This window comes from Seonamhaeicola sp. NFXS20 (assembly GCF_049132085.1).
GTDB lineage: Bacteria > Bacteroidota > Bacteroidia > Flavobacteriales > Flavobacteriaceae > Seonamhaeicola.
Window position 1 is genome coordinate 26,830 of the sequence record NZ_JAFMPU010000004.1, and the last position, 15,582, is coordinate 42,411.

At 32.7% G+C, this 15,582-nt stretch carries 15 protein-coding genes; 6 read left to right on the plus strand and 9 right to left on the minus strand.

All coding sequences use genetic code 11. From position 1 onward, the window contains the following. Nucleotides 1–208 precede the first annotated feature (208 nt). From J1D01_RS07875 to alaS, 4 genes are all read right to left on the minus strand, one after another. On the minus strand, nt 209–2,062 hold the full coding sequence (locus J1D01_RS07875) for a PQQ-binding-like beta-propeller repeat protein (RefSeq protein WP_421150429.1): 1,854 nt from the start codon (nt 2,060–2,062) through the stop codon (nt 209–211). Nucleotides 2,063–2,086: 24 nt separating this feature from the next. After that, a complete protein-coding gene (locus tag J1D01_RS07880) occupies nt 2,087–2,629 on the minus strand; it encodes a DUF6252 family protein (RefSeq protein ID WP_372936802.1) in 543 nt (180 codons plus the stop codon). Nucleotides 2,630–2,744: 115 nt separating this feature from the next. Then, nucleotides 2,745–3,695: a GSCFA domain-containing protein gene (locus J1D01_RS07885; protein ID WP_421150430.1), complete on the minus strand. Its 951-nt coding sequence runs from the start codon at nt 3,693–3,695 to the stop codon at nt 2,745–2,747. A 43-nt stretch (nt 3,696–3,738) separates the two neighbouring features. Next, nucleotides 3,739–6,351, minus strand: a complete 2,613-nt coding sequence (alaS, locus tag J1D01_RS07890) for an alanine--tRNA ligase (protein WP_421150431.1) — start codon at nt 6,349–6,351, stop codon at nt 3,739–3,741. A gap of 212 nt (nt 6,352–6,563) precedes the next feature. Here alaS and J1D01_RS07895 point away from each other — a divergent pair, with 212 nt between their 5' ends. The 5 genes from J1D01_RS07895 (at nt 6,564) to J1D01_RS07915 (ending at nt 9,854) form a co-directional block, all read left to right on the plus strand. Beyond that, nucleotides 6,564–7,535, plus strand: coding sequence for a M23 family metallopeptidase (locus tag J1D01_RS07895; RefSeq protein ID WP_372936796.1), 972 nt, complete (start codon nt 6,564–6,566; stop codon nt 7,533–7,535). Beyond that, nucleotides 7,535–7,864, plus strand: coding sequence for a MerR family transcriptional regulator (locus tag J1D01_RS07900; RefSeq protein ID WP_372936794.1), 330 nt, complete (start codon nt 7,535–7,537; stop codon nt 7,862–7,864). The genes J1D01_RS07895 and J1D01_RS07900 overlap by 1 nt, the downstream gene beginning before the upstream one ends. 96 nt (nt 7,865–7,960) lie before the next feature. Beyond that, entirely contained in the window at nt 7,961–8,557 is a 597-nt protein-coding gene (locus tag J1D01_RS07905) for a LemA family protein (protein WP_076697875.1), read from the plus strand. An 11-nt stretch (nt 8,558–8,568) separates the two neighbouring features. Beyond that, nucleotides 8,569–9,006: a TPM domain-containing protein gene (locus tag J1D01_RS07910; RefSeq protein ID WP_421150432.1), complete on the plus strand. Its 438-nt coding sequence runs from the start codon at nt 8,569–8,571 to the stop codon at nt 9,004–9,006. Nucleotides 9,007–9,014: 8 nt separating this feature from the next. Then, nucleotides 9,015–9,854 (plus strand): TPM domain-containing protein, encoded by an 840-nt coding sequence (locus J1D01_RS07915; RefSeq protein ID WP_372937194.1) that lies wholly within the window; start codon nt 9,015–9,017, stop codon nt 9,852–9,854. Nucleotides 9,855–9,861: 7 nt separating this feature from the next. Here the strand turns inward: J1D01_RS07915 and der are convergent, their stop codons facing one another. After that, entirely contained in the window at nt 9,862–11,166 is a 1,305-nt protein-coding gene (der, locus tag J1D01_RS07920) for a ribosome biogenesis GTPase Der (protein WP_372937195.1), read from the minus strand. Nucleotides 11,167–11,280: 114 nt separating this feature from the next. Here der and J1D01_RS07925 point away from each other — a divergent pair, with 114 nt between their 5' ends. Further along, a complete protein-coding gene (locus tag J1D01_RS07925; RefSeq protein WP_372937196.1) occupies nt 11,281–11,802 on the plus strand; it encodes a GTP-binding protein in 522 nt (173 codons plus the stop codon). Between the two features lie 113 nt (nt 11,803–11,915). Here the strand turns inward: J1D01_RS07925 and era are convergent, their stop codons facing one another. From era to J1D01_RS07945, 4 genes are all read right to left on the minus strand, one after another. Further along, nucleotides 11,916–12,800 carry a GTPase Era gene (gene era, locus J1D01_RS07930; RefSeq protein ID WP_421150433.1) on the minus strand — a complete coding sequence of 295 codons (885 nt, stop codon included), beginning with the start codon at nt 12,798–12,800 and terminating at the stop codon, nt 11,916–11,918. A gap of 115 nt (nt 12,801–12,915) precedes the next feature. After that, nucleotides 12,916–13,647, minus strand: a complete 732-nt coding sequence (locus tag J1D01_RS07935) for an FKBP-type peptidyl-prolyl cis-trans isomerase (RefSeq protein WP_421150434.1) — start codon at nt 13,645–13,647, stop codon at nt 12,916–12,918. Nucleotides 13,648–13,757: 110 nt separating this feature from the next. Beyond that, the gene (locus J1D01_RS07940) at nt 13,758–14,423 is read right to left on the minus strand and encodes a bifunctional 4-hydroxy-2-oxoglutarate aldolase/2-dehydro-3-deoxy-phosphogluconate aldolase (protein WP_076697883.1); all 666 of its coding nucleotides are present in this window, start codon (nt 14,421–14,423) and stop codon (nt 13,758–13,760) included. Nucleotides 14,424–14,512: 89 nt separating this feature from the next. Then, nucleotides 14,513–15,559: a sugar kinase gene (locus tag J1D01_RS07945; RefSeq protein ID WP_076697884.1), complete on the minus strand. Its 1,047-nt coding sequence runs from the start codon at nt 15,557–15,559 to the stop codon at nt 14,513–14,515. Nucleotides 15,560–15,582 lie beyond the last annotated feature (23 nt).

The following is a 15,582-nucleotide window of genomic DNA, read 5'->3' on the forward strand; positions in this document are numbered from 1 at the left end:
GCAATAGTTATAAAAAAAACACCAACCGCATATCTTTTATAATAAGATTTATACAATTGATGTTTTTGATATGAACTGATTAATAGCATTTTAAATCTACAACTATATGTTATATGTTAAATAAATTATCGATAAACTGTTATTAAAAAAGATTAAGCGCAATAAAATAATTTACTACGCCTAACCGTACAAATCTCAACAACAAGATTTACTTATTTAAATCGTATGCACTGATATTGTTACTTTTATCTTTGAAATATAGGAATCCAGCAATATCATCAACCTCATACATTGGATTTTTATCTTCTATAACAATTTCATTCATTGTTTCGCCAGAGTCTTTATCTACTTTTACTAGAGCCACACCTCCATCTACCTTAGTTAAAATAAATGATGAATTTGCCGTAGCTTTAGTTGCTTTAAAACGCTTCATCATTTCCTGAAAAGATGCATCTGCAATATCACTAAACATATCTGCTGCCGCCTCTTCTCTTTGTAATACTGTATTATAAGAAGGTACTCCAGCACCTTTCATGGCTCCTGCTCTATATGAGTGGGCAGATGCCATAGTCATTGATGCTGCTGTTATAGCTCCCATTACAATAGCTCCAAAAGCACTTTTACCTGGGGCTCTTTTATAAGTATGCCATTTAGAATCTCCTTGAAAATCTAACATTTCTAAGTTTTGTGAGGCTGTAAGTAATATTCCCGTTTTTCTTACATCAATACCTGTAGGGTCTTCTTTTCCTTCAAACTTAGTTCCGCTAGAGATTAAGTTATACTCTCCGTTATTACCATCTACTTCATAAACGCCATCTTTACAAGTAATTAAAAAACGATCTCTTATTTGATCATAGGCAGAAGCTACTGCCGCCGAACGTTTATATTTGATAGCTTTACCAAAAACCGACTCACCAGTTGCCATATCAATAATATCGGCATCGGTTTCAGAAATATATAATAAGCCTTTAGGAACTGTTGCCATTATTTGAATACCAGGACCTGTTTTTAAAGGTTTTTTCCAGCGCGGTGTTCCATCAAAAGCAATTTTGTTGATTCCGCCGTCTGATACCCCAAAAATTATACCATCATCTTCAATATAAAAATGGTTAATAATACCTTTTGTTTTAGGTGATTTATCCCATAAATCTGCCCCAGAATTTAAGTCTAACAAATACACTTTTGAAGTACCTGAGCCTTTTAATTTACTTGCTAATTTACTTCCGCCACTTAAAATATTTGTTACTATAGCTAAGCCATGTTTAGTAAATTCTATAGTAGAAATAACCCCTTTAATTTTATTACCTTCTGGCCATAAAGAAGCACCTGTATCTGCATTAACTTTATAAACTACGGTGTTATCGCCTTTTGAACGGAAAGCATATACTTCTTTTGAATCTTCATTTGTTACTATTTGGGTAGCATTTTTAACATCGGCAGTCCATTTTACTGCACCAGAATTAATATCGTAACATTCCACATTTTTTAATCCTGGAATAATAATATTATTACCCATAATATCTGGTTGCCCAGTCATAGGGTTTGATGGCTTACGTTCAAAAATTCTAACAAGTTTTCCTGTTTTTAAATCGTACAAACCCACACCAGCTTTATATTGTCCAAGTCCTTCTTCTTTATGCATTCCATTAACCACAAACATCATTTCTGGGTCTAAAAAATGTCGGCTAGTTACACCGTTTTGCCATTTTTCGGCTTTAGAATCAAATACAATTTTTCCTTTTACTACGTCAACTACAACTGTATGTGTAAACATACCGCGTGGTTTAACTATTAAGTAAGGCGTGTTTGGAACAAACTCTAAGTTTTCTTCTTTTACACGTTTTAAACGCTCTAATTTAAATGATACTTCGCTACTATTAGGGCGAATGCCTGCCAAGGCTTCTCCTGTTGAAGCTAATAAAGTTCCAGATTCATGAAGCATTAGCCATTTTACTTGACCATCAAAAGCATATTGATAATCTGGGGTTGTTTTTTGAGTCCATCCGGCGTGAGCTAATAACAAAACTGCTACTAGCATCACTATATGTTTTAAATTTCTCATTGTTGAATTTTGTTTAGTTGTATTTTATGTGGTTTGTTTATTTAGGTTAAAGGAGCCTTCTGTTATATTTTTAATGGAACCATCTCCGTTAACATTTTTGGCTTTAAAACTAAAGGTGCCAATAACTTTAGTGTCTGTTTCTTCGCTTATTGAAATGGTTCCTACCAAAGTATCATCATAAGGAGCTTGCCAAATTTCTGTTGTTGAAGCTGTTGGATTGCTTAAGTTAACATCTGTCTCTGAATAAGATGCCACATTAGTTATTGCTAAATTGGCTCCGGTAAACTCATACGTTCCTGCTCCTTCATAACCAAAAATGGTCATTGAAAATGCATTACCATCACTATTTGTAGCTATTATTAACAAGCTTTTAGTAGAAGCTGTATTTGTAATAGTAGCTGACGATGATAACTCAAAAGATTTAAAAGATTTGCCATCTACCGTTGCAATTAACAATCCTGAAGGCGCATTACCACCATCTCCTCCATCATCACTACTAGAGCACGAAGAGAAGGTTACTAACGTAATTGTTACAAGCAAAAGCAAGAATAAGTTTAATTTTTTCATTGTTGAATTATTTTATGATTAATAGCATAACAAAACTGCAACAATGACAAGCGCGCATCAATACGATGAATTGCGTATTTTTTAATTTAGTTTATACGACTTTGGACTTAGTACTTTAAAAAGAAATATGTGGAAAGGTTTTGCTTAACGCCTGTTTTTTACGTTCTAATTTTTGAAGAAATTCTTTATGTGCTTCAGATTTTGGATTAAATGGCTTATGTTGAAGTCCTTTTTGAATAACATCTACTTCATTCATGATTTTATATTCCTCTTTGGAAATCCAAACAAGCTTAAACTTTTCCCAAATATAATTTATAGCTGTAGGATTAGGATGAATCATATCTTCATTATAAAAACGATAGTCTCGTAATTCATCCATCATAATTTCATAAGAAGGAAAATAGTGAAGTTTTTTTTGGGGCTCTATTACTTGGTGAATTGCAGAAATAAGATGTGATTTACTTAGCGTATTTTCAATAAACCCATCTTTTAAATGACGCACAGGTGAAACGGTGAAAATTATTGAAGTTTTTGAATTAACACTTCTAATTAAGTCTACTAAATGTTGTAAAGATTGCTTAACATCTTCAACAGAAAGTATTTCTTTTAAAAAATCTCTTTGGGGTATTTTATGGCAATTAGCCACAACTTTATTTGTTTCTTTATATTTATAAACCCAAGCAGTTCCTAAGGTTATTATAATATGAGTTGATTTGTGAATGTATTTATTTGTATACTTTATTTGTTTATTCAAACAACTCAGCAATTCATCTTTTGAAGCATTACTTAATTTAGAATGCGCATCAAAACAATGCCATTGTTCATTATTAAAAAAGATATCTTTATTAGAATAAACCTTACCTTTTACAGCATTTAAAACTAAACTTTCAATAGCTTTTGGGTGAAATAAAATGCCAAAGGGATTTACATTAGACTTAAATTTAAAATACCCTAACTTACTACCTATATGCTCTGTAAAACAAGAACCTAGTAAAAATATTTCAGACTTGTAATCTATTAGATTATGAGATTGTTTGTTTAATAATATTTTAGTTTGAAGGTTCATTTAAAATTAAAAAATCCTGAAACAAGTTCAGGATGATAAATTGTTATTTCAAATAGTCTTTAGCAGCTTTTAAAGCGTCATTTATTCCACTAGGGTTTTTCCCTCCTGCCGTTGCAAAGAATGGTTGTCCGCCACCGCCACCTTGAATGTGTTTTCCTAGTTCGCGCACAACTTGTCCTGCATTTAAGTTTTTGCTTGCTACCAATTCTTTAGAAATGTAGCAAGATAATAGGGCTTTTCCGTTTTGCTCTGCCCCTAGTAATAAGAATAAATTATCAAACTGACTTCCTAATTCAAAAGCTACATCTTTTATTCCAGCTGCATCTAAATCTACTTTTTTAGCTAAAAATTGAATACCGTTTACATTGGTCAATTCACTTTTTAATTCGCCTTTTATATTCTTAGCTTTATCTTTTAAAAGAGATTCTATTTGCTTTTTTAATTTTGCATTTTCTTCTTGTAAATTCTGAAGTGCTTTTACTGGTTCTTTGGCGTTGTTAAGCAAATCTTTCATTTCAAAGTAAGCTCTATTATTTTCATGATAAAACTCCTTAACAGCGTCATTAGTTATAGCCTCAATACGTCTTATTCCTGCAGCTACTGCTCCTTCAGAGATAATTTTAAAATGCCAAATATCGGCAGTGTTTTTTACATGAGTACCACCACACAGCTCAATAGATTGCCCAAAACGAACTGCTCTTACGGTATCGCCATATTTTTCACCAAAAAGTGCCATGGCGCCTTCGGCTATGGCTTCTTCCATTGGGATATTTCGTTTTTCTTCTAGAGGTAATTTACCATCAATCCTAGCATTTACAAAGTTTTCTACATCGCGCAATTCTTCAACAGTTAATTTTGAAAAATGAGAAAAATCAAAACGTAAATATTTTGAGTGTACCGCACTACCTTTTTGCTCTACGTGAGTTCCTAACACTTCTCTTAATGCCTGATGCAGTAAATGAGTTGCTGTGTGATTACACTCTGTACGGTAACGTTGTTTAGCATCTACAACGGCTTTAAACGACGCTTCAACATTTTTAGGTAAATTTTTAGCAAAGTGAATGATTACGTTATTTTCTTTTTTGGTATCTATAATATAAACTACATCACCGTTTACATCTTCTAAATACCCCTTATCACCTACTTGCCCACCGCCTTCAGCATAAAAAGGTGTTAAATTAAATACCAATTGATACATATCGCCTTCTTTTTTAGACGTTACTTTTCTGTATCGTGTAATTTTTACGTTAGCTTCTAAGGTGTCATAACCTATAAATTCTTGTTCGGCATCATCAACTAAAACCGTCCAATCATCAGTAGATATTTCACTTGCTGCTCTAGAACGCTCTTTTTGTTTTTGCAGTTCTTTTTCAAATCCTGCTTCATCTAATTTTAAACCTTTTTCATTTAAAATTAACGAGGTTAAATCTATTGGAAAACCATAGGTATCATACAATTCGAAAGCTTTTTCACCAGAAACCGTATTGCCTTTAGTTTCTTCAACAATTCTATTTAAAAGAATTAAACCTTGTTCTAGTGTTCTTAAAAAAGAATTTTCTTCTTCTTTAATAACATTTTCTATAAGTTGTTTTTGAGATTTCAATTCGGGAAAAGCTATTCCCATTTTTTTACTCAAAACATCAACCAAACGATATATGAATGGTTCTTTTTTGTCTAAAAATGTAAAACCATATCTCACGGCTCTACGTAAAATTCTTCGTATTACATAACCTGCACCAATATTACTTGGCAACTGCCCATCTGCAATGGAGAATGCTACAGCACGTACATGGTCTGAAATAACTCTAATGGCTACATCAATTTTTTCATCTTTACCATAATCTTTATGTGTAATGGCTTCAACCTCTCTAATTAGTGGCGTAAAAACATCGGTATCATAATTACTTTGAACGCCTTGTAAAACCATACATAAACGCTCAAAGCCCATGCCAGTATCTATATGCTTATTTGGTAAAGACTCTAATGAACCGTTGGCTTTACGGTTGTATTGCATGAAAACCAAGTTCCAAATTTCTACAACCTGTGGATGATCCATATTTACTAAATCTTTACCATCTACTTTAGCTTTTTCTTCGGCAGAACGGACATCTACGTGAATTTCGCTACAGGGGCCACAAGGACCTTGATCTCCCATTTCCCAGAAGTTATCTTTTTTATTTCCTTTTAAAATTCGGTCTTCAGAAATGTGTTTTTTCCAAAAATCATACGCTTCGGTATCCATAGGTAATTTATCGCCTTCATCACCTTCAAAAACAGTAACGTATAAAATATCTTTATCTATACCAAAAACCTCCGTTAGTAACTCCCAAGCCCAAGCAATGGCTTCTTCTTTAAAATAATCTCCAAAACTCCAATTCCCCAACATTTCAAAAAGGGTATGGTGGTATGTATCATAACCAACTTCTTCTAAATCATTATGTTTACCAGAAACACGTAAACATTTTTGGGTATCTGCTATTCTGCTGCTTTTGGGTTGTGAGTTACCTAAAAAATATTCTTTAAAAGGCACCATACCTGCATTTACAAACATTAAAGTAGGATCATCTTTTAACACCATAGGTGCAGATGGAACAATACTATGTTTTTTATTTTCAAAAAAACTTAAAAATTTAGATCGAATCTCTTGTGACTTCACACGTATAAATTTTATTAATTGTATAAATTGTAAAACAATTTTTATCTTTACTCACCAAATTCTATTTTTAAATTTTGGTGTTTGCTAAGCTTATTACATTTAATAGGTCTTTAACAAACATCAAAATAATAATAATCAAGTTTGGTCGTTAAGCATAAAACTCAAGTTTTGGGCTTGAAATTATTAGATGCAAAAATAGTATAAATAACGTAATGAGTAAGGTAAAATATTACTACGATCCAGAATCGCTTTCTTACCGAAAAATTGAGCGAAAAAAAAGACGTACACTAAAGTATATAACTGTGTTTCTTTTAGCATCGGCTTTATTTGGATTTGGGTTTGTTTTTATTGCTAGCCAATATATAGAATCTCCTAAAGAAAAAGCTTTAAAACGTGAATTGCAGAATATGCAGTTACAATATGATATATTAAATAAAAAAATGGCTGAAGCTGAAGCTGTTTTAGCTAGTGTTGCTGAAAGAGACAATAATATTTACCGCGTTTATTTTGAAGCCAACCCCATACCCGAAGCACAAAGAAAAGCTGGATTTGGAGGAATTAATAGGTATAAAAACTTAGAAGGTTTTGATAACTCTGAATTAATTATTGAAACTAACAAACGCTTAGATATTCTTCAAAAGCAAATTGTGGTTCAATCTAAATCGCTTGATGAAATTGCTTCTCTTGCCGAAGAAAAAGAAAAATTATTAGCTGCAATTCCTGCCATACAACCTGTTAGCAATGAAGATTTAACTAGAATGGCATCTGGTTTTGGTATGCGTACAGACCCCTTTACTAAAGTTAGAAAAATGCACTGGGGTATGGATTTTACAGCCCCTAGAGGCACCCCTGTTTATGCTAGTGGTGATGGGAAAGTAGTTAGAGCAGACTCTAGAGCCAGTGGTTATGGTAATCATATACGTATAGATCATGGTTTTGGTTATGTTAGCTTATACGCACACCTTTACAAATACAATGTACGTAAAAACCAAAAGGTAAAACGAGGTGATTTAATTGGTTTTGTAGGTAGTACAGGTAGGTCTGAAGCCCCACATTTACACTATGAAGTTTTTAAAGATGGTAAACGAATTAACCCTATTAACTTCTATTACGGAAGCTTAACTGCCGAAGAATTTAGTAAATTACTAGAACACGCATCCTTAGAAAATCAATCTTTAGATTAATGCATATAAATTTACCAGAAAGACGATATTACGGTATTGGCGAAGTTGCCAAAGCTTTTGGTGTTAATACCTCTTTAATTCGTTTTTGGGAAAAAGAGTTTGATATACTTAAGCCTAAAAAAAATGCAAAAGGTAACCGTAAGTTTACGCCAGAAGATATAAAAAACCTTAAATTTATTTACCATTTAGTTAAAGAGCGTGGGTTTACTTTAGAAGGCGCTAAAATTCATTTAAAAGAAGAGAAAAAAGAAGCGCTTAGCAACTTTGAAATTGTAAGCAAATTAGAAGAAATAAAAGTACAATTAATAAAAATTAAAGAACACCTTTAGCTTTTATAAACTTAAAAAGAACTTTTATTTTTGTAACTTTTTTTAAAACTAAGTGTCATACTATTAACCATTAACAAATTATATAAATAACTTATCATGAAAAAATTTTTACCATGGATTATTGTTGGAATAGTAGTTATAGGGCTGTATTCTTGGGGAAAAGGATTTAACAATACGGCTGTTCAACTTGACGAAACTGTAAAAGAAGCTTGGGGAAATGTTCAAACATCCTACCAACGAAGAAATGATTTAATAGGAAACCTAGTAAACACAGTAAAAAGTGCCGCTAATTTTGAAAAAGGTACACTTGAGGCTGTTATAAATGCCCGTGCTAAGGCTACCTCTATTACTATAGACCCTTCAAAAGTTACACCAGAGCAATTAGCACAATACAACCAAGTTCAAGGCGGTTTAAGTGGCGCGCTTAAAAGTTTATTGGTTACTGTTGAAAGATATCCTGAATTAAAAACTAATCAAAACTTCTTAAAACTTCAGGACGAGTTAACAAGCACTGAAAACACAATACAAACTGCCAGAACCAGATTTAACGAAGCTATACGTCCATACAACAATCATGTAAGACAGTTTCCTGGAAGTATTCTAGCTGGTATTTTAAATTTTGATGAAAAACCATACTTTGATGCTGAAGTTGGTGCCGAAAAACCCGTTGAAGTTGAAGAAATGGAATTTTAATAAATTGCTGTATGTCTAAAATTGAAAATTTTCTTTCTGCATCTGAAGAAGAGGAAATTGTTGAAGCCATTAGAAAAGCAGAGTTAAACACCTCTGGTGAAATACGTGTTCATATTGAAAAAACGGCCAATGGCGATGCCACTAACAGAGCCCTAGAGGTGTTTCACTCTTTAAAAATGGACAATACCAAAGATTTAAATGGGGTATTAATTTATGTAGCTGTTGAAGACAAAAACTTTGTTATTTATGGTGATAAAGGTATAAACGATGTAGTATCTGATAATTTTTGGGATAGCACCAAAGACATCATTCAAAAGCATTTTAAAACAGGTAATTTTAAACAAGGTTTGGTTGAAGGCATCTTAATGTCTGGTGAGCAATTAAAAAAATATTTCCCATACACCGATTCTGACACTAACGAACTGTCAAACGAAATTTCAAAAGGTTAAAAATAAATATGCACTTATCAATATTTAGCAAACAGTATTTTAAAATAAAAACTATTTCTTTTACTTCAATACTTTGTTTTGCTCTTTTTTCATTTAATATATCTTTTGCACAGTTTGACATTCCTGATAAACCAAAATTTCAAACTAGTGTTTATGATTATATTAATTTATTAAACCCTACTCAAAAAAGTAATTTAGAACAAAAATTAATTAAATATTCAGACACTACTTCTACCCAAATTGTTGTAACCATAATTAAAACAACACAAGGAGAAAACATAGGTTTACTAGCACCAAGGTGGGCTCATAAATGGGGTGTTGGACAAGAAAAAGAAGATAACGGTGTATTTGTATTACTTGCTAGAGATGACAGACAAATATGGATATCACCAGGCTATGGTGTAGAGCATAAATTAACCGCTGGTATTACAGGTGAATTAATAAGAAATGTTATTATTCCTGAATTTAAAAAAGGTGATTATTATGCTGGGTTAGATAAAGGTAGTGATGCCATTTTTGAAGTATTAAACGGAGAGTACCAAGGTAGCAGAAAATCTAACAACAATGATTTTCCTGTAGGTTTCTTTATACTGTTCATTTTTATTTTCTTTATCATTCTAATTTCTATCTCAAAACGTCGCGGTGGAGGATCTGGTGGAAATAGAGGTAATAGAACTAATGGCACCAGTATTTTAGAGGCTATTATATTAAGCAACATGGGACGCTCATCTAGCAGTGGCAGAAGCGGCTGGGGCAGCTCTGGGGGCGGATGGTCTTCAGGTGGTGGTTTTGGCGGTGGCTTCGGCGGCGGCGGTTTTTCTGGTGGTGGTGCTGGTGGCAGCTGGTAATTACAATTTATTTCTTACGCATATAAACACTTATAGGCACACCCGTAAATCCAAAATTTTCACGAAGTTTATTTTCTAAAAATCGTTTATAAGGGTCTTTTACATATTGAGGTAAATTACAGAAAAATGCAAATTGTGGTTGCGGTGTTGGCAATTGCATAATGTATTTAATCTTTACAAATTTACCTTTATATGCTGGTGGTGGATAATGCTCTATAATGGGCTGAAGAACCTCATTAAGTTCACTAGTTTTAATTTTTTTAGATCTGTTTTTATAAACCTCAACAGCTGTTTCTATGGCTTTGTAAATACGTTGCTTTGTTAATGCTGAAATAAACACAATAGGCACATCTGTAAAAGGTTCTATTTGCTTACGAATAAATTTTTCATACTCTTTAACAGACTTATGGTCTTTTTCAACCAAATCCCATTTATTAATAAGAATAACAATACCTTTTCTATTACGTTCTGCTAACCAAAAAATATTTTGTACTTGTCCGTCAAAGTTTCTAGTGGCATCAACTACAAGTAAACATACATCGGCATGTTCAATAGCACGTACGCTACGCATAACGGAGTAAAACTCTAAATCTTCTTTAACTTTAGATTTACGACGAATACCTGCGGTATCTACTAAGTTAAATTCAAATCCAAAACGGTTGTATTTGGTATCTATAGCATCACGCGTTGTCCCTGCAATATCAGTAACAATATACCTGTCTTCACCAATTAAAGCATTTATAAACGATGATTTTCCTGCGTTTGGACGACCAACAACTGCAAACCTTGGTAACTCATCTTCTTCAACCTCTTCTTTTTCTGGTAAAGCCTCTACTAAGGCGTCTAACAATTCTCCTGTTCCGCTACCGTTAATGCTGGCAATAGTATAATAATCTCCTAATCCTAATGAATAAAACTCAACTGCATCTTCGGCTCTTTTAGCGTTATCAACCTTATTTACAGCTAAAAACACAGGTTTGTTTACCCTTCGTAGTAGTTTAGCAACATCTTCATCCATTCCTGTAACACCAGTTTCTACATCTACCATAAAAATAATGGCATCGGCTTCATCAATAGCTAATTCTACTTGTTTATCAATTTCGGCTTCAAAAATATCATCGCTACCAACAACATATCCTCCAGTATCAATTAAAGAAAATTCTTTTCCGTTCCAATCACTTTTACCATAATGACGGTCTCTAGTAACCCCACTTACAGCATCAACAATGGCTTCACGTCTTTGGATTAAACGATTAAAAAATGTTGATTTCCCTACATTTGGTCTTCCTACAATTGCTACTATATTACTCATATACTTTAAAGATTTGAGTTTCTGCTTGAAACATTTTGCAAAAGTACATCTTTTTAGAAACTATTAGGGTTTAAATAAAAAATAGTACTTTAACAATATTAAACCACCAACTAAATGCCAACAAGTAACGACATAGTTTTACGCCCTAGATTTAAAAAAGAGCTTAATAAAAATAACGAAGTTGTATTAAAAGCTTTTGAAAATGCCAAAAAAGAATATTCTGAATTTGTTGTTACCAGATTAGATAATCATGTTTTTATAAAATTCCCTAAAAAAGACCAACAGTTTTGGACACCTCAACTCCATTTAGAAATTGATAAAATAGATAACAATACAAGCCTTTTATACGGATTGTTTGGTCCTAACCCAACAGTTTGGACTATGTTTATGTTTTTGCATTTTATAGTAGCTTGCTTATTTATTGGCTTTGGTATTTGGGCATATACTAATTGGAAACTTGGTAATGATTATATAATACAAATTTGTATTATGGTATTAATGGTAATTATTTGGTTTACTCTATATTTTGCAGGAAGTATTGGAAAAAACTCTAATAAAAATGAAATGCATAAGCTTAATGATTTTATGAACCAAATATTAAAAAAAGAAAAAGCCTTAACTAAAGAACTTAACTAAGACTTTTTATAACTAAACTAACTAACTCAAAAAGCTTAACAAACTTTGATGGTACAAATGTATTTTACAAATGTAAAATTACAGTTACTTAAATATAAAGTAATGATTAGCTTTTAGTTGTTATTGTAACCAAAACGTTTTAGTTGATTTTGGTTACTGCGCCAGTTTTTGTTTACTTTTACATAGAGTTCTAAGTGAATTTGTTTTCCGAAGAATTTTTCTAAATCTTTTCTAGCTTCAACCCCTACACGTTTTAAGGCACTTCCTTTATGACCTATAATAATTCCTTTTTGTGTTTCGCGTTCAACCATAATAACTGACCGGATTCTAATAATAGTTTCTTCTTCATGAAACTCTTCAGTTTCCACTTCTACAGCATAAGGTATTTCTTTTTTATAGTGAAGTAGAATTTTTTCTCTTATACTTTCGTTTATAAAAAAACGCTCTGGTTTATCTGTTAATTGATCTTTTGGATAAAACGGGGGCGATTCTGGAAGTAACTCTATAATTCTATTAAATACTTCTTTTACATTAAAGCCAGTTAATGCCGAAATTGGAAAAAACTCTGCATTAGGCACTTTTTTCTGCCATAATTCGGCTTGTTCTTCTAGCTGTTCTTGATTAGAATTATCAATTTTATTTAATAGTAATAGAACTGGTATTTTTGAATTGGTTATTTTTTTAAAAAATGCTTCGTCTTTAAGTTCCTTTTCACCAATTTCAACCATATAAACTAATATATCGGCATCTTCAAAAGCAGACTTAACAAAGTCCATCATAGAGGCTTGCAATTCATACGCTGGCTTTATAATTCCAGGGGTATCACTAATTAGCACTTGAAAATCATCGCCATTTACAATACCTAAAATACGATGTCTGGTAGTTTGGGCTTTAGATGTTATTATTGATAATTTTTCACCAACAAAAGCATTCATTAATGTTGATTTACCAACATTTGGATTGCCTATAATATTTACAAAACCTGCTTTATGACTCATGTTTATATTTTTTGCAAAGTTACAACCTTGATTGCTTTATTACACTATAATAGCACAAACAAAAAAAAGCAGGAAGAAAACTCTTCCTGCTTTTAAAAATTTATTTTGAATAGTTTTATTTAACTATTTCTAATAATTCTACTTCAAACACTAATGGAGAGAATGGTTTAATGTGTTGTCCTTTTTGTTGATGACCATATGCTAATTCTTGTGGTATAAAGAATTTATATTTAGATCCTACAGACATTAATTGTAAACCTTCTGTCCATCCTTTAATTACTTGTCCTACTCCAAAGGTTGCAGGTTCTCCTCTATCAACAGAGCTATCAAACACAGTTCCATCAAATAATGTACCATGGTAATGTACTTTAACTCTATCTGTAGCTGTTGGTTTTTCGCCATCACCTTCTTTTAAAACAATATATTGTAAACCACTTTCTGTAGTTTGTACACCTTCTTTAGAAATATTTTCTTCCATTAATTTTTCTCCAGCGGCTTTTAAATCTCCATACTGCTCCTCTGCTTTTTGAGCAGCTTCAGCTTGTTGTTTTTCAAACTGTTCTTGTTGTTTTTTTTGCATGTAAGTTCTAATAATACCTTGAACTGCAGCTTGATCTATTTTAACTTCTGCTGAATCAATAACATTTCTGTAGCCTTGAAAGAAAAGATCATGATCAAACTCACTAGCATCAAAACTAACACCTACATTTCTAGCTACATCCATACCAATAGCATAACTTAGAGAATCTGCTTGTGTTTCTAAAGGCTTGTTTTGCGCTCCATTTTGATTACATGATACTACTAATAAAGCCAATGCAAAAAGGCTTAAAATTTTTTCTATTTTCATTTTTAAATTATTTGATGTTTTAATGTGATGCGAATTAACGAATTTATGTTCAGAATAAAAAAAAAGAGCCCCAATAAATTGAGGCTCTTGTTAATCAAACCAAATGTATGCTATCTAACAGATTTAACAATAGCTAGAGCGTTTCTAACATCTTGTTCTAATTTAGCATAGTCTTTATTTGCAATAATTTCTTTAGAAATTAATTTAGAACCCATACCTACACAGGTTACACCTGCATCAAACCAAGCTTTTAGGTTTTCTTCTGTTGGAGCAACACCTCCTGTTGGCATAATAGATGTCCATTGTTGTGGTCCTTTTATACCTTTAACAAATTGAGGTCCGTAAATATCACCAGGGAATAATTTTACAATTTCGCATCCTAACTCTTCAGCTCTTGTAATTTCGGTTAATGTACCACAACCAGGAGACCAAAGTACTTTTCTTCTGTTACAAACAATTGCAATATCTTCTCTTAATACTGGAGTTACAATAAAGTTAGCTCCTAAAGCCATATATAATGATGCTTGTGCTGCATCTGTTACAGAACCTACACCCATAATCATACCTGGTAATTCTGCTATGGCATATTTGGTTAATTCACCAAAAACTTCGTGAGCAAAATCGCCACGAGCGGTAAACTCCATTAAGCGAGCACCACCATCATAACATGCTTTTAGTACTTTTTTGCTTAATTCTATATCATTGTGAAAAAATAAAGGAATCATTCCTGTATCTTTCATTGCCTGAGCAACTTCTAATCTTGTAAATTGTGCCATTTTATTTAATGTTTTATTGTTGATTTGTGTATTTGTTGAACTGAAAAATCTATCTTACGATTCAACAGTTCAACAATTAAAAACTAATATTATCTAGCTACACGCCCTGAAGCGTCACCACCCATTAGTTTTTCAACTTCTGCCACTGTTACTAAGTTAGCATCACCTTTAATTGTATGTTTTAAACAAGATGCTGCTACAGCAAAATCTAATGCATTTTGATCATCTTCTGGGTATTTTAATAATCCGTAAATTAGTCCTCCCATAAAAGAATCTCCACCACCTACTCTATCAACAATATCGGTAATTTGATATTGGCGTGTTTCGTATAATTTTTTACCATCGTATAAAACACCTGCCCAAGTATTATGAGATGCAGAAATAGAGCCTCTCAATGTTGTAATAACCTTTTTAGCTCTTGGGAATTTTTCCATCATTTGTTGACAAACCGATAAAAATGCTTCAGCTTTTACATTATGTCCTTCAGTTTGTACACTAATTCCTTCTGGCTTAATACCAAAGTGCATTTCGGCATCTTCTTCGTTTCCTAAAACGATATCACAGTAAGACGTTAGCTCTGTCATGATAGCTTCTCTATGAGCAGCATCACAATATTTCCAAAGTTTGGCTCTATAATTTAAATCTGTAGAAATAGTAATACCTTTAGCACTGGCAGCCTTTACAGCTTCTAAACACACATCTGCAGCACCTTGAGAAATGGCTGGTGTAATACCTGTCCAGTGAAACCACTCAACACCTTCAAAAACAGCATCCCAATCAATCATTCCAGATTCAATTTCAGACATTGCAGAATGTGCTCTATCATACACTACTTTACTACCACGAGATACAGCACCCGTTTCTAAAAAGTAAATACCCAAACGGTCTCCACCCCAAACAATTTTATCTACACCAACACCTCGTTTACGCATTTCCATCATGGCACACTCACCAATATCATTTTTTGGTAAACGTGTAACAAAATCTACATCTACACCATAGTTAGCTAAAGAAACAGCTACGTTAGACTCCCCTCCACCATAAACAACATCAAAATTATTTGCTTGTGAAAATCTTAAAAACCCTTGTGGAGCTAATCTTAACATGATTTCTCCAAATGTGACTACTTTACTCATTTTTTTAATTCTTATTTTAACAT